The 18141-nt window shown below is 38.2% G+C and carries 17 protein-coding genes and 1 pseudogene; 7 read left to right on the top strand and 11 right to left on the bottom strand.

The genetic code is table 11. The features are described 5' to 3' along the window. The first annotated feature begins 84 nt into the window (after positions 1-84). A complete protein-coding gene (tgt, locus tag NHE_RS00085) occupies positions 85-1293 on the top strand; it encodes a tRNA guanosine(34) transglycosylase Tgt (protein ID WP_038558663.1) in 1209 nt (402 codons plus the stop codon). A 24-nt stretch (positions 1294-1317) separates the two neighbouring features. On the opposite strand, the gene NHE_RS00080 is transcribed toward tgt, so the two are convergent. From NHE_RS00080 to NHE_RS00065, 4 genes are all read right to left on the bottom strand, one after another. Next, entirely contained in the window at positions 1318-1935 is a 618-nt protein-coding gene (locus NHE_RS00080) for an ankyrin repeat domain-containing protein (RefSeq protein ID WP_051579473.1), read from the bottom strand. A 172-nt stretch (positions 1936-2107) separates the two neighbouring features. After that, positions 2108-4072, bottom strand: coding sequence for an NADH-quinone oxidoreductase subunit L (gene nuoL / locus NHE_RS00075; protein ID WP_038558660.1), 1965 nt, complete (start codon positions 4070-4072; stop codon positions 2108-2110). Between the two features lie 214 nt (positions 4073-4286). Continuing rightward, the gene (gene nuoK / locus NHE_RS00070; protein WP_038558658.1) at positions 4287-4586 is read right to left on the bottom strand and encodes an NADH-quinone oxidoreductase subunit NuoK; all 300 of its coding nucleotides are present in this window, start codon (positions 4584-4586) and stop codon (positions 4287-4289) included. A gap of 156 nt (positions 4587-4742) precedes the next feature. Beyond that, on the bottom strand, positions 4743-5330 hold the full coding sequence (locus NHE_RS00065; protein WP_232214989.1) for an NADH-quinone oxidoreductase subunit J: 588 nt from the start codon (positions 5328-5330) through the stop codon (positions 4743-4745). A gap of 205 nt (positions 5331-5535) precedes the next feature. Here NHE_RS00065 and pgsA point away from each other — a divergent pair, with 205 nt between their 5' ends. Next, positions 5536-6078, top strand: a complete 543-nt coding sequence (gene pgsA / locus NHE_RS00060) for a CDP-diacylglycerol--glycerol-3-phosphate 3-phosphatidyltransferase (protein ID WP_038558655.1) — start codon at positions 5536-5538, stop codon at positions 6076-6078. Between the two features lie 463 nt (positions 6079-6541). On the opposite strand, the gene NHE_RS04395 is transcribed toward pgsA, so the two are convergent. Further along, positions 6542-7147 (bottom strand): phage portal protein, encoded by a 606-nt coding sequence (locus NHE_RS04395; RefSeq protein WP_232214988.1) that lies wholly within the window; start codon positions 7145-7147, stop codon positions 6542-6544. Positions 7148-7283: 136 nt separating this feature from the next. Then, on the bottom strand, positions 7284-7571 hold the full coding sequence (locus NHE_RS04390) for a phage portal protein (protein ID WP_232214987.1): 288 nt from the start codon (positions 7569-7571) through the stop codon (positions 7284-7286). Between the two features lie 399 nt (positions 7572-7970). On the opposite strand from NHE_RS04390, the gene NHE_RS00050 reads away from it, so the two are divergent. Both NHE_RS00050 and NHE_RS00045 read left to right on the top strand, forming a co-directional pair. After that, a complete protein-coding gene (locus NHE_RS00050; protein ID WP_038558652.1) occupies positions 7971-8444 on the top strand; it encodes a RuvX/YqgF family protein in 474 nt (157 codons plus the stop codon). Then, complete coding sequence (locus tag NHE_RS00045; protein ID WP_038558649.1) at positions 8444-9496, top strand: Fe(3+) ABC transporter substrate-binding protein; 1053 nt, start codon at positions 8444-8446, stop codon at positions 9494-9496. The genes NHE_RS00050 and NHE_RS00045 overlap by 1 nt, the downstream gene beginning before the upstream one ends. Before the next feature lie 26 nt (positions 9497-9522). Here NHE_RS00045 and NHE_RS00040 read toward each other — a convergent pair whose 3' ends face one another. After that, positions 9523-10758, bottom strand: a complete 1236-nt coding sequence (locus NHE_RS00040) for an FAD-dependent oxidoreductase (protein ID WP_038558646.1) — start codon at positions 10756-10758, stop codon at positions 9523-9525. A gap of 75 nt (positions 10759-10833) precedes the next feature. On the opposite strand from NHE_RS00040, the gene NHE_RS00035 reads away from it, so the two are divergent. Next, positions 10834-12177 carry a sensor histidine kinase gene (locus tag NHE_RS00035; protein ID WP_038558642.1) on the top strand — a complete coding sequence of 448 codons (1344 nt, stop codon included), beginning with the start codon at positions 10834-10836 and terminating at the stop codon, positions 12175-12177. Positions 12178-12283: 106 nt separating this feature from the next. On the opposite strand, the gene NHE_RS00030 is transcribed toward NHE_RS00035, so the two are convergent. Next, the gene (locus NHE_RS00030; protein WP_156927324.1) at positions 12284-13723 is read right to left on the bottom strand and encodes a hypothetical protein; all 1440 of its coding nucleotides are present in this window, start codon (positions 13721-13723) and stop codon (positions 12284-12286) included. A gap of 66 nt (positions 13724-13789) precedes the next feature. Continuing rightward, on the bottom strand, positions 13790-14560 hold the full coding sequence (locus NHE_RS00025; protein WP_232214986.1) for a ParB/RepB/Spo0J family partition protein: 771 nt from the start codon (positions 14558-14560) through the stop codon (positions 13790-13792). Positions 14561-14683: 123 nt separating this feature from the next. Here NHE_RS00025 and NHE_RS00020 point away from each other — a divergent pair, with 123 nt between their 5' ends. Together NHE_RS00020 and coaD are read left to right on the top strand one after the other, a co-directional pair. After that, positions 14684-15541, top strand: a complete 858-nt coding sequence (locus NHE_RS00020) for a hypothetical protein (RefSeq protein ID WP_232214985.1) — start codon at positions 14684-14686, stop codon at positions 15539-15541. A 6-nt stretch (positions 15542-15547) separates the two neighbouring features. Further along, complete coding sequence (gene coaD / locus NHE_RS00015; protein WP_038558636.1) at positions 15548-16033, top strand: pantetheine-phosphate adenylyltransferase; 486 nt, start codon at positions 15548-15550, stop codon at positions 16031-16033. 128 nt (positions 16034-16161) lie between these two features. Here coaD and nadA read toward each other — a convergent pair. Then, positions 16162-17106, bottom strand: a pseudogene (gene nadA / locus NHE_RS00010) (quinolinate synthase NadA). Positions 17107-17165: 59 nt separating this feature from the next. Further along, positions 17166-18113, bottom strand: coding sequence for a uroporphyrinogen decarboxylase (hemE, locus tag NHE_RS00005; RefSeq protein WP_269479138.1), 948 nt, complete (start codon positions 18111-18113; stop codon positions 17166-17168). Positions 18114-18141: the final 28 nt, after the last annotated feature.

The following is an 18141-nucleotide window of genomic DNA, read 5'->3' as shown; positions in this document are numbered from 1 at the left end:
TCTGAACACTTTTTCATAGACGTTGTTATATAAAGACAAAAAGACACTAAAAGGTATAATATCTACAAAGAGACAGAAAACTTCATGACCGATTCTGAAACTTTCCCTAGATTCGAATATATACAAAATGGGGCGGGACCCTCAAGGATAGGAACAATTACAACAAAACACGGCGTTGTTCACACGCCAGCCTTTATATTCTGTGCGACCAGGGGGACCATCAAAGGATTAGGAACACATCAAGTAAAGGAAGCCGGCTCACAGATTATACTTTCGAATACATATCATCTGATGCTTAAGCCTGGAGGAGAGTATATAGAAAATGCAGGGGGTATACAAAGATTCACAGGCTGGGATGGCCCAATGTTAACAGATTCTGGAGGGTTCCAGGCTTTCAGTCTAAACTCAAAGGATACAGCGAAAGTAGATGAATTAAAAAGAAAATATTCATGTAAGCAAAACAAGTCAGGCATTATCGAAATTTCCGAAGAGGGAATAGAATGCAAATCATATTATGACGGCACGAGATTTTTTCTCTCACCGGAGAAATCAATCGATGTACAGATAAAATTAGGAGCAGACCTCATAGTAGTACTGGATGAGTGCACTAAATTTTCGAAGGACAAGACCTACAACACAAAAGCGCTCAGAAGGAACGAAAGGTGGGCTGATAGAAGTTTGGCTTACGCAAAAATGCATAAAAAAAGATGGCAGGGATTATACGGGATCATACACGGTGGAACCTTCAACGATCTAAGAAGGGAAAGTGCTGCATTTAATAATAGCAGGGAATTCTTTGGACACGCGATAGGAGGATCACTCGGAAGAGATAAAAAGGAGATGATGGACGTCGTAGAGATGTCCATGGAAGACCTCAGTAAAGAAAGGCCGGTCCATCTACTTGGTATAGGAGGCATCTCCGATATCTTTATGGGTGTGGCAAGAGGTATAGATACCTTCGACTGTGTCCATCCCACGAGGATAGCTAGACATGGTGGAGCACTGGTAAAGCATTCTTCCAGTTTGGAGTACATCAATAGAGAATACATAAATCTAGGGAACAGTGTATTTAAACGCTGTGATCTCCCAATTGAAGAATCTTGTGATTGCAAAATATGTAAAACTTACTCCAGGGGGTATTTGAATTATCTGCTATCAGTAAAGGAAAATATCGTCTTTAGCTTAATCACATACCACAATGTGTACTTCATGAACGTCCTGATGGAAAAAATCCGATATACCCTCAAGAACAATTTAGACCTCAAGCAACTGCAAAAACACTATTGCGGTTAATGAATAAACTTTTTATTCTTCTGCTCATCTACTACGCAAATGAACTCTTTGTCCTTCCACCGAGCTTAAATAAAGAGTCTGAGGACTTAGTCGCTCCACTTTAACTTTTAGGATATCCTTGAGAGGCGCCAATGCTTCAATAGCTCCTACGTTCAGCGATTCAAGCGCAAGATCCAGTGGTGTTTTCCCGTCATTATTGAGCATATCACAAGCAATTCCTCGTCCCTTAGTGGTAATGCAGCACTCAACCATTTTATTCAACACTTTCCTTTTTGCATTGAACAGAACCGCTTCATGCAGGGGAGTATTACCTTTAGCATTCTTCTCGATAACGGATGCGCCACTATTCAGTAAATGCATGAGTATAACCAAATTATCATTCCTTGCCGCAATATGAAGTGGAGTGTCAGAATCGACTTTATTCTTGGCATTCAGATCCGCATCATACTCCAGGGCAGAGATGACTGCCTTTACATTACCTGCGCCACAAGCAATATGAAGTATTGTCTCACCTTGAATATCGGTCATTTTGAATATATCAGTCACCTCAGAACTATCCAGAAGATCACTGAAAAGCTCCGTGTTCTGCTCTAAAACTGATTCTTTTAACTCATCGAAGGAACAAGTATTGGTAAGCTTCATTTATTTCTCCGAGATTTTATAAATTTAGGAATATACTTGATATGATAATACATATTGGTATAAAATCTCATAATTGATATATTCATTTACAAAAAAAGAGCCTAGTTTTCTGGCGCAAAGCAATACTCAGATTCACAAAAGCGAACCCTATAGGAGTACAATGAAAAGGTTTTCAGATAACCCACAAGAAAAGCAGCAATCCGAGTATAAAAAATAGAGCGTGATGGTATATGAGACCGGTCTGCCAGCTGAGTGTCACAGAAGAAGTCTTGTCAACGATCTTGGCACACAATCCTGGTATGGAATCTATACAGGCAATATCGATATCTCTCCAGAAGAAATTACTTAGCCACGCAATCCTTTTGACAAAGAGGAAATGATAGATCTCATCGAAGTAGAACTTGGAGCGTAGAAGCTTACACAGATTAGAAAAGATGAAACTCTTACGATCGACAACTAGCACCCCTATCAGAAGCACACCGGCTACTATCGCTAGATCGATACTCAAAAATAGGAGCAGGAACAACAGCAGACCAAAAAGAGAGAACCACCTATTCCGAGAAAGGTAACCTACCTGTAATAGGACATCTCTGAAACTATAAGAAAGAATCAAGCCAGCCAAAGCGAAAGTTATTGGCAGAAAATGCTTGAATCCATGGACCTCTATAGGGGCTTTGAAAACCAATCCCGTATTGGCCCAAAAATTTCCTTCAAGGAGGAAGGGTGCACCAAAATAGCCCGAGGTCACGGAAAAGAATACCAACAATGATAAAGGTAGTGTCATACTTATAGATGGGGAATGGAATTTCTTAACATCAAAACGCTCTTTCCCGGAGAAGACTAGTATGAGCAGCTTGCAAGAGTAAAGAGAAGTACAAAGTACAGCAAGAATCGAAAGTATAAAAGGTACCTCCGAAAATGATAAAGACAAGATTATAAGGTCTTTTGAATAAAACCCTGCAAACGGAAAAATGCCACATAAAGCAAGGCTTCCTATGAGCATCATGTAGTAAGTTGATGGCATTCTACGCCTGAGACCACCCATCTTATGCATATTTTGCTCACCATGAACAGAATGGATAACATTTCCAGCGCACAAAAACAGCAGAGCCTTAAAAAAGGCATGCGTCGCTAGGTGGAAAACAGCAGCTACATACGCGGAAGCACCACAAGCCGCAAACATATATCCGAGCTGACTACAAGTAGAATAAGCAATTGTCTTCTTAATATCATCCTGATATAGGGCAATCACGCCCCCGAATATTGCCGTAGCGATACCTATCCACATAATCAGTTGCCTTACCAGAGGTGCACTCTCGAATAGCAATGATAATTTCGCCACCAAGAAAACACCAGCTGTAACCATGGTAGCAGCATGTATAAGTGCTGACACAGGTGTAGGGCCTTCCATTGCGTCAGGCAGCCACGTGTGTAGACCAAGTTGTGCCGACTTGCTCATACATCCAATAAAGAGCATCAAACATATGAAGCTAATAGCATCAAAACCAAGTATCTTCGTATCCAGATGCAACTCTATACTGGAAGTAACATCAGTAAAATCTAGAGTTCCGAAAATCTTGTATACCGCGAATATACCAACTAAAAAACAAAAATCTCCAATCCTGTTGACTATAAAAGCTTTCATGGAAGCTAAATTCGCTGATTCCTTCTTAAACCAGAATCCTATTAAGAGATAGGAACAAACTCCGACGCCTTCCCAGCCTAGGAAAAGCTGAAGAAAATCCCCAGCGGACACTAGGACAAGCATCGCAAAAGTGAAAAGCGAGAGATACGCGAAAAATCTGGATTTATGTGGATCACTTTTCATATACCCGATGGAATAGCAGTGAACAACGAAGGAGACGGTGTTCACAACTGCGAACATCAGACTAATGAATCGATCCACGTGCAAGCTGAAATTGGATTCCAAGAATCCCACAGAAATCCAGGTATAAACGGGAAGCGAGAGGGTCTCACCATCCCCAAGTGAGTAAAAAAGCTTCCATGAAAGAATAGCAGCAACCCCAACAAGAAGTGAACTCCAAAGCTGGAGACATATTGACTCCCTGAACTTTATCAGAAGCGAACAGGAGAAAAATGATATGAGCGGCAGAAAAACTACTAGATACTCAAACATGGATGAACTTCCTGACCTCGTAAATTGAACTAAGCACGAAAGCAAAAAGTATAAGACCCCACTAGTGCAAAAACGGAGAGCGACCAATCAGGTCGAATCACACTAACCATTATAGTTTTTCCAACTTTAAAGTAAACTCACGAAACTCAAAGTCCACAAAACCTGAGGCATCCACACCTTTTCCAAGTAGTAGAAGAACAGCACAAAATGCGCTCTAGCCTTTTAGTCGGCTCATACTTCTTACGTCTATGGCACCAGACTTTTTAAAGTATACGACGACTATTGCCAACGCTATCGCGGCTTCAGCTGCAGCGACCGTAATCACCAGAATAGCAGCCACATGACCCTCAAGTACGCTAGTCGCAACAGCACAAAAATTCAGCACCGCACCTAACAGTATCGCCTCTATCGATACGAGTACGCTAATTAGATTCCTCGTAGAGAGAAGGACTCCGAAAAGACCAACTGAAAATAGACAACTAGCAATAAAAAATGTCACGAACACAAGATTCATAGGACTTTCGCATACAGATCCCGACATTCTAGCAAAGTTATGGGTACTTTGGTACTTCCCAACCTTACCACGAAAACCACACTCATAATTAGAGTCAGCTAATCACGATACTGCAATTTCACTGGATAGGACATTCTTTACTCCAGCATAAATATGTCAGTAATCCACTCCTTTCCCTGATGGTACATCCAAAAGTCGTACTTCGGATGATCTGGAGATCTGTTCTCTGATCACCTGACGTTTCACATTTTTCTTCCTAGCAAGAGTGATAATCACTGCAGCAATCATCGCGAAAAGCAACAACACCCCAGACAAATGAAAAAGATATACATAATCCGTATATAGCACTAGACCTACGTCTTTGATGCTCACGTGAGGACGCTCAAGTCCCTGAAACGTATACGAATCAACTAACCAAAAACAAAAAGCTGATGCCAGAATTCCACAACCTACGCATTTCCTTACGGAGAATTTGACAGATAGATCAAATTCATCAATTCTGAGCATCATAACGACGAAAAGGAACAGTATAGCTATCGCTCCTACGTATACGATAAGTAGCATAAACGCGATTACCTCTGCACCAGACGCCAACAGCACGATGGAAGCCGTAAAGAACGTCAGCACTAGATACAGGACTGAATGGACTGCATTTCTACAAGAAACTGCCCTAATAGAGGAAAAAATTACTACAAAGGCTAGTAAATAGATGATCAAAGCCACTGGAATTCCACATATTGACATGGTATTTCTACCACGATTAGTGGTCGTATTTCAATTGAGAAATAAGTTTATGCTAATCGCGGAATTTAGGCATCGCAAGCATCCATTACGTGTTGCAGCATCAACCAAAGGAAAACTGCCTAAGCATATGAACCTTCCAAGACTATTAATTAGATGATAGGGTTTGTTGCTGGTGCAATACTCGTGGATCTTATAACGAATTCAAATGAAGGATTTACCCAATCTGCTCACGATCCTGAGGATAATTCTGATACCTTTGTTTTGCTTGAGTTTCTATATCGAGAGCAAATTCTCTTGGCTGGTGACAGTGCTGATATTTTCAAGCGCGAGTCTCACCGACTTTTTCGATGGATATTTGGCAAGAACGCTAGAAGCTCAATCAAAATTCGGGAAACTATTCGACCCAATAGCTGATAAGATGATTGTTGCTACTGCAATCCTGATGTTAGTGCACCTGCAATATATCACTGGAACCACCTTGATACCTGCAATCATTATTGTCTGCAGGGAATTTTTCGTTTCTGGTTTAAGAGAGTACTTAGCTCGAGATGATAAAACTTTTCCAGTGAACAGCTTGGGTAAATTGAAAACTATTTCGCAAATAGTAGCGATACTCTTGTACCTTCTGCATAAAGATTGGATTCCAGATTTTCTACCAACGTTCTTTATCTGGGTAGCTGGCCTGACCAGTCTTGCATCTGCATGTCTGTACTTCTACGAAAACAAAGATGCCCTACTGAAGAGATAAAAATTTACTCAATTATATCAGAAACATTTATTGTTGCCCTTAGAACCCCTTTATACCTTATACTTGCTGTTTTTCATCCACGTTATAATGAGTAGATTTATGCAGCGGCTCTGATATTTAAGAAGAAGTCATTCTGGATAGCTTTTATTATTCTGATGCTATGCAAATTAGCGGAGATCTTGCATATAACAGTTGGAGTTGATATCACAGACGATGGAATTCCAGATACAAACATAATCCAGATACAAACATAATAAGTACACCTTCATACATTGGTATAGATTCGGATGGAGATAAAAAACCTGATTACGTAATCAGGCGCCGAAGAGAGTAAGGACTCAAAACGATTCATGTTTCCCTGAGTGACGTGCTTGTAGAACGCGTGCTGGAATCAAGACAACCAGGTGAAATGCGTGGAGGTACAACTAATCAAAAGTTCTACTTATCGTAATTACCTCATAGTCTATCCGTTTTTATTTCTATTCTTTTTGATACTCTTACTTTTTCTTGTGATCACATCCTCATCTTCTATGGTCGAATATCCAAAGACCTGCCTCTTTTCGTTGACTGTTAGGAATGAAGCATTTTCTATATAATCCCAGAGTCTTCCACGTTTCTTGGATAATGCTTCTATGCCGTCCTTTTCGTATGCGAGTTCCAAATTATCACCAAAGACCGGAGATGGCCAAACATTAAGACTATCTACTATTTCGTCGAGGATAGGTAATACGGTCTCCTCCCACAATGATAGTCTGGCCTCTATCAAGTTGCTGTAAGTATTATCCCCTGGTATGCCTAACAATTGTGGCGGAACACCAAATGCTAAAGCAATTTCTCTGGCGGAGTTGCACTTACTTTGAAGGAAATCCATTTCTCTTGGTGATACACTCATTTCCTTCCATTCTATACCACATTCTATACCATCTTCCAGGAGCATTGGTCTTCTGGTATTTTCTGTTCCGGTATAGTCGCATATCTGTCTGCTGAGATGTCTGAACTGCTCCTTAGGAAGTGGTTCTTTTGATTTAGTAACGAATGCACCACTTGGTCTTGCGCTATTTTTGAGCATCGCCTGATTCCAGAGGCTAGCTTGGTTATGCTGATCATACTGTAAGAAGCAGCTTCCACTAGTGAGAGCCCATACCAATCGTTGTAGGGATGAAAGTTTTTTATATGTAGGACATCACAATCACCTGTGAATCTGTTCATATAGTACTCTCTTTCATAATCCCCGATCCTATACCCATAACCCATTCATTCCCCGGAATTACAGTAACTCTATCAGGCCGTAAAAGATGTAGTTCTCTTGGAACCTCTTCACCTATCTTAAGGAAGTATAAATTCCCACTTATCAATTTGTACGTAACAGCATTCTTTATCAATGTTACTCTTGACATATTTGGATTAGGCTCATTTAATAAATCAATGAGCGGGTGCGAAATTAAGCGAAGTTTCTTCTCCGTCCCTCTACACTCGAAGAGCTGTATTGGCACAGAAGAGGCGGCCACTGCTACTATACTGATTGCTCACGAGGCAATCACGTTCTTTATATACGCTTTTTCAGCGAATGCGCTGTAATCTCGCCCGCTCCAGATTTCGTTGCAAGCACCTCCCCTACATGTAATGCTGTTGAGTACATTCTCTAGACATGGGGCTCTGTCCCTTCGTGCTTTTTTTTAAGATGCTTTTTAGCATCCCTCAGTAAAAATAAATAGAAGTTTATAGATACATTTTAAAGGATCCTTACAGGAAGCAATTATTGGTTCGTCCCACAAAAGAAATCCAACGTTATTCCTCTAGCTATTTTCAGCACTTGAAATCTCAGAGTGTGAAGTAATATCCTTAGTGTGGATATCATATGACTTAGGTTATCCGGGTTTTCGTGTCCGCAGATGATAACGTTCAATTTACTGGAGTTCCTGGCTGCAATCGAAAAAGGTAAGGGAATAATAGCTGTTGACCTGGGGAGAAAAAGTATAGGAGTAGCAGTGAGCGATCCTCAACTGAAATATGTCCAGGACTATTTTCAGTTTGATTCAAGAGGTAGGAGTTGTGACGCTTGGTATATACAAAAAATCAAGCAAGATTATTCAGGGATAGTAGTTGGTACACCTTTCTCTCATACAAGAAACAACGGCTGGTTATCCTTTATAGATAAATTTTCAGCTAAACTGAGTGATACAACAGGAAAACCGATTCTTATGCAGGATGAATCTCTATCGACTATTAAGGCCCTAAATATAATCGGAAAAACATCCAGGAACAGGCAAAGAAAATGGAAAGATAAACTTTCTGCATATTGCATATTAGAAGAAACGTTGTGTACAATCATGAATTGCTGGTGCTGTGATAAAATTCCCTCATAATGTCTAATAAGCTGTACTATCTGGTACCGATAGCTCTGTTGCTTCTATGTTTCTTGTTTTATCAAAGACAAGACGCTGACCAGGATAAAGATTCCTCTTCAGAGTCCAATGTTGTCAATGTCTACTCTTCAAGGAAGGAGCAGATGGTCAGAGACGTTTTTGCTGCTTTCACTGAGGAGACAGGTATAAAGGTGAATTACATCACTGATGATGCAATAAAACTGATTTCGCGCATGAAGAGTGAGGGCAAGAACACTTCTGCGGATGTTTTCATAGCAGCGGATGTCGTCAACTTGGCTTTCGCGGAACGTGAGAATCTACTGCAGTGTATTTCTTCTGCTGTACTTGAATCAGCAATCCCTTCAAATCTGAGGAATTGTTATTGGTTTGGTCTTACACGTCGCACAAGACTGATAGTCTACTCAAAAGATAGAGTTAATCCCTCCGAGATCAAGGATTATGAGGATCTATCTAATCCAAAATGGAAAGACAGATTATTGCTCAGATCTTCCAATTCTCCGTATAACCAGTCTCTTATAGCATCCATGATATTTGCGAACGGCCTGGAGAAAACTGAAAGCTGGATAAAGGGAGTGGTTAGAAATATGGCCAGGCCTCCTTATGGTGGGGATATAGATCAAATTAAGGGAGTTGCTTCCGGCGAGGGAGACCTGGCTGTCGTTAACAGCTATTATGTGGCCAGGATCCTTGCGTCAGACAAGAATGTATACAAGAAAGTCGCAGAAAAGATAGGGGTCATTTTTCCGAATCAGGATAACAGGGGAGCGATGGTCAATATAAGCGGTGCTGGAGTGACTAGATATGCAAAAAACAAGGAAAACGCAATAAAATTTCTCCAATTCATGGTTAGTAGAAAAGCACAAGAGATGTATGCTACAGAAAACCATGAGTATCCTATTTTAGCTTCTGTGGAAAATTCCGAGATACTGAAGAGTTGGGGAGCCTACAAGCTTGATTCTACAGATCTCTCTAAAATAGCTCCTTATATGTCAGTCGCAATACTCATAGCAGACGAAAATGGTTGGAAGTAATGACTTATCATTCTACTAGGAAGTCTCTAACTATTGAAGAATTCTATTGCCCTTTCGACGTTTCTAACTGAAGCGGCAGTTGTGAAAGTCCCAGTACCTGAAATCAAAAAATATTTTCCGTTCAGGCTATCCCCAGAGAATACTATAGGTAGCCCGTTATATGAAAAATTTCTGATACAATTACCATGTATCTGCACTATTTTTTTCCCAGGAAACAGCTTCCTAAGTAGTTTCTCGTTCATCTGAACGAAAGCGTTTCCAGAACAACTTTTTCCATACAGAGATCTCGTCCATGCGCAGCCTGTTCCTACAACTAGAGCATTATCTCCTGTCGAATATCCAAACCCATCAGAAATTGAAGATATGGGTGTATAACTCTGGCAAAAAGCTAGATTCGAATTAACGTAATGATGATACTTGAATGGATTTTCTGCTCTGACCCCATCGATAAGAAACCATAATCCTAGGATAGGTTGAGTCAAATATTTAAGCCCAAAAAAATCATTCAAACCGAAGGAATTCGCACCTATGGCAATAAAATAATTCCGTCCAGTAAATACTTTCCCACTGGAAGATACAACACTTTTTAACTTTCTTTCTAAAGTGAAATTTAATTTCGAAATCTCCGTATTACAGAAAAAATCGACACCATTAGAGCGTAAAAAATTCAAGATTTTTCTGCAAAATTTTAAAGAATTAAAACTAAAAGATCTATCATCATATATAGCACCTCTAAGAAATGGGCTATCTTTCTCTACGCCATCTATCTCAATAGGACTTAAATCATTCTTCTCTTCAGCCTCCTCCGGACAATTTGAAAATCGATATACTTTCCTTTTCAAGTCAACATCCAATCCAAATTCTGCATGGTTCTGTAAAAACTCATCCCATGAAACTCCACTTTCATGAGCTAAAATTCCCAATCTGCGATCTATATCCCCAATAAACCTATCCGAAAGCTTTGCTTGAAATCTCTTTTTTAACCAATTCTTCTCATACTTTCTGAGGGTTCTGGTTGTACTTCTCCAACCGCCTAAAGATATCCTTCTTTTTAGAAGTCTAAGATAGGATCCTGATAAAAAATTCGTGTACTCGAACTTACTAACATGCCTAAAACCTACTTTTGAAACAGATGAAAAATCTGATATGTCAGCTGTACTTTTTGTTACGAATGCTATCTTAGAACCACCAAATCTAGATAAAACAAAAAAACTGAAAAGAAATGACTCTACACCGCCACCGATCACTACATAATCGTACATCTGTATGATTTGAACAAAAATTATATACTTTAACTATCTCATTGATTATTATTGCATAATGCTAGCTGGTCTCCAATGTCGAATTACGTAACATCATTTATACTCATTGTAGCGCTAATATTAATAACATCATTTATAGGGTACGTAAAAACTGAAGAAGTGGTATTGGCAAATACTGTGGGGAAAAATGCCATAAATATTCGCAATGTTTTTAATCACTTGATCTGGGAGAAGTACTCATTCATGTTGGAAATGTATGATTCCGATCCAATAAAAATAGAGGGAAAACCACAATTTATACATCTCCAAAATGAAGCAAAACTCTTCTTCGAAACATTGGATGTTGTACAAGTGGAAGTATTATACAAGGGAGAAATGAAAATATTCAGTTTGAATAAATATTTCGAACATGTCCATCACCCGTCGAATTATGACTTCAAAGAAAATATCTCACTCCTATCAAGCGATAACAAAGGAAATATCATAGCTACTGTTTCCCTAGATGCAGATGAGGAAACTCCATCTATTATGGAGATCACTTACAATGCGAATAATATAGTAGGACCTATTCGCTTTCTATGGATCAGTTTTACACTAGTCGTCATTCTAGTTTGCATCGCTATTTTCGCTTGGAGTGTCAGGAAGATAATAAAAGGCTCAAGAGTCTTAAATGAACAATTTTCCATAAATACAAAGCTAAAAAAAGCTAAGGAAAATATAGAAGAGATCAGTCTGCAAAAATCACAGTTTTTGGCGAACGTGAGTCACGAATTAAAAACACCATTAAACGCGATAATAGGATTTTCAGATCTGATACGTACAGCGGATACAGCAAGTAAAGAGCATAAAGATTATGCAAATGATATATACTATTCTGGGAATCACCTTCTTAATCTAATCAATGATATACTGGATTTTTCGAAGTCAGAATTGAACAGTCTGAAGATAAAGCCGAGTCTATTTGACTTAACACGTCTCATGGAGACTTGTATCAGGATGACGACTACCAAGAGGAAAAATATAAAGGTATCGAAGAACTTTTTCTCAAATAAAATTCTGATAAAAAGCGATCACAAACGGGTCAAACAGGTGATACTTAATATACTTTCGAATGCAGTGAAATTCACTGATGAGAATGGAGATATAAACATTTCCATACGTAAATTACCATCCGAAATTGAAATCGAAATATCTGATAACGGTGTGGGAATCCCAGAAAAGGATATAGCAAAGGCATTATCAGTATTTGGACAATCAAATACTGAACTATCGAGAAAATATGATGGCACAGGTATAGGACTCCCGCTCAGTAAGAAGTTAGTCGAACTAATGGGGGGAGTGTTCGAGATAAACAGTAAGGAGGGAAGTGGAACTATTGTGAAGATACGTCTACCTCACAACGAGAAGGATTTGATCTAGCATAGGATCCATCGACCTTTGAATGCAGAAATACAGAACTTCACTACTAAGTCAATTTTGTGTAGTAGTAGCCATTTCATGGAGGACCACAACATTACAGGACTATTTATATAGCTTGACCTCGCATCGCTGTTATGCAGCTTCTAGGAACAAAAGGTGGTGTCCCACTATCTTCGCCCGCTTCGGAGAAGCCAGTTGATCTCAAGCTCATCCCGAGTAATGCAACTCCATCGAGGTCCATACTAGAGCTTGTTTCATCCATTTTTTTGATAGCTTCATTAAAGGCAGTTTCGTCAAAACCTATCACCTGTTCCATTTTAGTAGGACTAGATACCCCCTTTCCATTTAAAGTTGCTGAAACATCATCCTTTATTTCCTGGAAAGGCTGTTTTACTAAAAATTTAGAAGCCTTAAAATAATCGGGATTTAGGGTAAGTACCCCAATCGCGGAACTTGCTACCGCCCTCAGTAATGAACACGAAAAATTTGTCACACCCCTGAGTACAACGATCGGGAACTCCAATACTATTGATATTTTATTAAGTACTGATAGTGCTGTTTTTTTTGAATTAAGTATTTTTAATTCATCGTCACTTACTTCGAGAGCCCCATTCTTTATACTTTCCAATTTATAATAGATATTCTCTGAATCAAGCAGATTTTTTTTCACATAACCCAAAGTACCAAGACAAAACATTTCACCTGCCGTCTTCAGGACAGTGGGATAATGAGAAAGATAATCTTTTCTTCCCTGCTTGCTGAGAAAAGGCATCGTAAAAAGACCAACAGTCAAGGCAATGGAGGATATTACAATAAATAAGACTGGTATAACAACATGAGTTGTAAGGCGTACAGCTACCTTTAATAATTCTATAGCAGCGTAGACAGCTCCTTTCGTAACTAACGTACCAACATGAACAGGAAACGCTATTAGAGTGGCAACAATATTTATACTTCTATCTCTTTTGCCCCTGACAACCGGACTAAATGCTTTGACGGAGCCATGAAATAACATCTTCAGGTTACCTGGAGTATTGTATGGCGGATCAGAAATCTTATTATCTGCATCCACCCATATACAGTATGCAGATAGTTCCTTTCTTCGCGTAGTTATCAATCCATCAGTTAGTCCCTTTATCTCATACAATCTCTTTCCTGATACGCTCTGCTCATCATTTATAGCTATCGGCTCAAGAGTATACGGTCTTCCTCTTACATTAATTGTTAGAGTATCTCTATTCGTTTTTACTACTTCCTCATCCTTGAACTCAGCAAGAAAATGAGGAATCTTCATAACCCTGTCCTTGTTATAAAAATTCCTCCTAGAGGATAGAGTAAAATATTCGGCTTTCTCTAATCTCTTCGCCAAGTCCGTGGAAAACAAACTCTTGAATAGAGCATAGTAGAAACCTAGAGATACTTTCCCCTTTGGTTTCTCTCTGAGAATAGTATTGGACAAGTTCCTCATTGACTCCCCGACTCTAATTCTAAAAAAGGATCCAACACTGTCCAAAACTCTCCCAAACCGACTTCTATTCTGTTGCATAAGTTACATTTTTTTAATATCACATATAATATATAATATCATATATCCTAGCATTCATAAAAATATTTACTGACTCAGTCTCTCTAATACGTTCCGTAATTCATCAAGATTCTTAAAAGTCACTTTAACACTACCATACTTCCCATTAGTATCGGTTATTACTACTCTCATCCCTAACCTCTCAGAGACTTTTCTCTCCAACATCAACAGTTCGCTGCTCTTCTTTATATCAGAACAACTTTGTTTCTTATTAATAATCTTCCTTATTAAATCCTCGGTCTGCCTGACGTTTAAAGAAAGTCTTACTACCTCGTCAGCTATGTACTCATTATTCTCCACACTTATTAATAATTTCGCGTGGCCAAGAGAAATCTTCTTATCTCTTAAAAGTATTTTTACATTATCAGGAAGCGATAATATCCTTACATGGTTCGTAATATAGCTACGACTCCTTCCTACAATACTTGCAACTTCCTCATGAGTATATTTAAACTCCTCTATGAGTCTATTGTATGCAATCGCCTCGTCTATCGAATTTAAATCTTCTCTTTGTACGTTCTCTATGATAGCAATTTCCAGCGATGATTGATCTGTAAATTCTTTTATAATTCCGGGTATGACTTTTAAACCCAATTTCTTTGCAGCTCTGAGTCGTCTTTCCCCAACAACTAGCTGATATCTATTTCCTTTTCTTCTAACAACGATCGGTTGTACTATTCCATTCTTTTTTATTGATTCTGATAATTCCAATAGTGATGCTTCATCAAAACTCCTCCTAGGTTGATTTTCATTTGCATCTATTTCATCAGTATTAAGATTAACGATTTCATCTAACATCTGCATATCACTCGATAAAAAATCATAGCACCTCGGGTAGTATCAGTATAACTAAATTTTAGGAAAAAAATTCCATAAATTACGAACAGCTTTTTATAATTGTTCCACGTGGAACATTATACTATGCTTAAGTTGGTTATAAGCGCTCCATATAAAATGTCAAAATTTCTGAAGGTAATAATATTACTGCTTTTGTTATTCTTCTCATCGTTGTTTCTCGCAATTTACGTAAGGGACTCAGACCCAGAAAATAAGTATAATTTACAGGTACACAGCGGGAATAACATATTGATCTCTATTGGATATTACATATTTAAGCCAATACTTGAACTCTACATAGATTCTAGATTAGACAATTATGGTTTATTTGACGGAATAAGGAATAGATTGTTTTATGATAACTTCATTTACCATTCAGTAATAAAGCCTGGAGAAGGTACTCCTATAAAATGTGGTGATAAAATTAAGATCAATGCTTTTGGGGATAAAATAGGTGTAATACAACAACTTGAATATCAGGTCGGAATGCACAACATTCCTGTATTTAATATAGCTCCAATAGGAATGAAAAAAACTGAGGAAGCAACTATAGGAGTCTCTAACTATATAGCAAGAGAGATGTTCCCGAATAGTGATATTAGTGATTTCACATCCTTCAAAATGGAGATAGTAGATATTGAAAATAGCGATATCTCAATACAAGAATCAGAACCTATCATATTAGATGGAAGAATAACTAACAAAAAAGCAAAGATGTGTGGTGATAGAGCGGAAATAAAATACAAAGTGTATGATCTACAAGGAAAAAAAATAATTTCGGATAAGGCGAATATAAAAATAGGTGGAAAATCTGCTCTATTTGAGAACTTCGTGATAGGAATGCAACCTTCGACAAAAAGAACTGTGATAATGAATGGAAATTTAATAAAGGAAGATTTTCAAAATGAATTAAAAATTTTGGTTATTGAGCTAGTCGGATAATTTATTATGAGAATTGGCGTATATGCTGGAACCTTTGATCCAGTAACTTTGGGACACCTAGACATAATTAAGAGGGCACTGCTAATAGTGGATAAGCTGATCATAGGAATAGCAGAAAAAAGTTCAAAGAATCCAACGTTTTCGAGTATAGAAAGGCTCGACTTTGTCACTGAGTCAATCAGTGAAATATCCGGAAACATAGAAGTAAAAATTTTTGACGGTCTTTTAGTTAATTTCATGAGGAACGAGAACTGTAGAATAATAATACGTGGCCTCAGAGCAGTATCAGACTTTGAATACGAATTCCAAATAAGCTGGCTAAATCACAAGCTTGCTGGAGACATAATGACGATATTTCTTCCAGCATCAAATGAAACACAATTTCTCTCATCGACGCTAGTAAAGCAAGTTGCAACACTAAATGGTGACTTGTCACAATTACTACCATCTCAGATAATCAATAAGGTAAGAAAATCTATTTGCAGCAAATAAACCTATCACCATGGATACTGTACTGACCTAACAGAAAAGTATTAGTCCAGTCCATTAGGCTTGAATATAAAATGATTACATGAGTCATACTACCACATCTACTGATGTACTATCACAGTAATATGACACTATTCTAATCCTAACAAGGAAAACATTTTGTCAATTGAAGAGCGAGCAGCATGTGCGATACTCTGATCTATAGTTATATAGGGTTCTTCCTTCTTCAGACAGTTGTATAACTTTTCAATGGTATTCAATCTCATGTAAGGACATTTACTACACATTTCACAGACGCCACCACTTGCACCGACTTCATAAAACCTACCACCGGGTAATACTTTCTTCATTTGGTGTATTATACCTGGCTCAGTAAGTATTATGAACTCCATAAAACCAGATGATTTAACATAAGAAAGAAGTTGAGATGTAGACCCTATAAAGTCAGCATAATTCAGAAGTGTATCTTTACATTCAGGATGAGCGATAACTTTTGCGTCAGGGTTACTCATTTTTAGTGATATTACATGCTTTTCAGAGAAGTTCTCATGGACGATACAAGTCCCGTTCCAGATTTCCATACTTCTCCCTGTTTTTTTTCTGTAGATAATCACCTAGATATCTGTCTGGACCAAATACTATGGTCTTATCAGCTGGAATATTCCTGATTATCTTTTCAGCACTAGAAGAGGTGCATATTGAATCCGAAACAGCTTTCACCTCAACAGAGGAATTTATGTAAGTCAAAACAAATGGATTATCAACTTTGCTTATAAAATGCTTGAATGGACCAACCTTACAAGATTTCTCAAGTGAACACCCTGCGTCCAGATCAGGCATGAGAACCTTCTTAGACGGACTAAGTATCTTTGCAACCTCTCCCATAAACTTCACACCACAGAATACTATTATTTCCGCATCCGTGGTTGCAGCAGCCCTTGAAAGATCAAGTGAATCCCCAATGAAATCGGCTAAATCCTGTATCTCACTGTCCTGGTAATAATGAGATAGTATTACAGCATTTTTTTTTTTTTAATATCTAAGATTTTCTCTTCGAGACTAGTCAAAAACTTCATTTATTAATACATACACCAGATTAATAACAAACAGAACCACAAATGTATAGAATGCAGAATCAGTTTTTCGATCTTATTTTATCCAACACAGACTCTATGTTTGCTATTGGAGTCTCCTTATAGATGCCATGCCCAAGATTAAATATAAAATCCTCACCAGAAAGTGAATCAAGTATTTTCCCTGTCTGGTAAAGTGCTTTATCCTTGTTGAAAGCCAAGAGATACGGATCAAGGTTTCCCTGGATCGTAGCATACTGTTGTAGATTTTGCACTATCCAGTCAAGGGAGAGGCTATAATCCGTACTTATAATGTCCACAGACGTATCCCTGACATAATTCAAATACGAAGCCCCAGCACCCTTTGGAAAGCCTATTACAGGAACATCTATAGAACTGACTATCTTCTTCGTTGGTTCAATGATGAATTCTTCGAATTCAGTAAAAGAAGCAGCGGAAGCAAAACTTTCAAATATTTGTATTATATCCGCGCCACATTCGATTTGCTTTTTAAGATAGGATATTGTTGCATCCGTCAATATATCTATTATGTTTTTAAAGTCGGAATACCGCTTATTTATGAAACTCTTCGTTTTAAGAAAAGTTTTATCCCATTTACCCTCTATTATGTAGAGTGCTATTGTCCACGGTCCTCCAGCAAAACCTATTAGCTTCTTTTCCTTGGAAAGTAGCCCTCTTGTGATACGGATTGCATCTAATGTTCCAGAAATTTTTTTCGCGAATTCATCGTAATTAAGACTTTCGACTTTATCTATGGTTTCTATAACGGGTCCGATATCTTTTTTAACTTCTATATTGCATCCAAGGGCTCTTGGTAGAACAAGAATATCTGAAAAGATTATTGCGGCATCGAAGTCAAACCTTTTTATAGGCTGCATTGTTATTTCTGCTGCTATCTCAGGCGAGTCACACATTTGAAAGAATGTATGATTTCTAGACATTTGTATGTATTCGGGCAAATACCTACCAGCTTGTCTCATGAACCACACTGATATTTTTTTTTTAAAATGGGGACAC

The organism is Neorickettsia helminthoeca str. Oregon (assembly GCF_000632985.1).
GTDB lineage: Bacteria > Pseudomonadota > Alphaproteobacteria > Rickettsiales > Anaplasmataceae > Neorickettsia > Neorickettsia helminthoeca.
The sequence above is the reverse complement of the archived record's forward strand: the minus strand, read 5'-3'. Positions and strand labels throughout refer to the sequence as shown.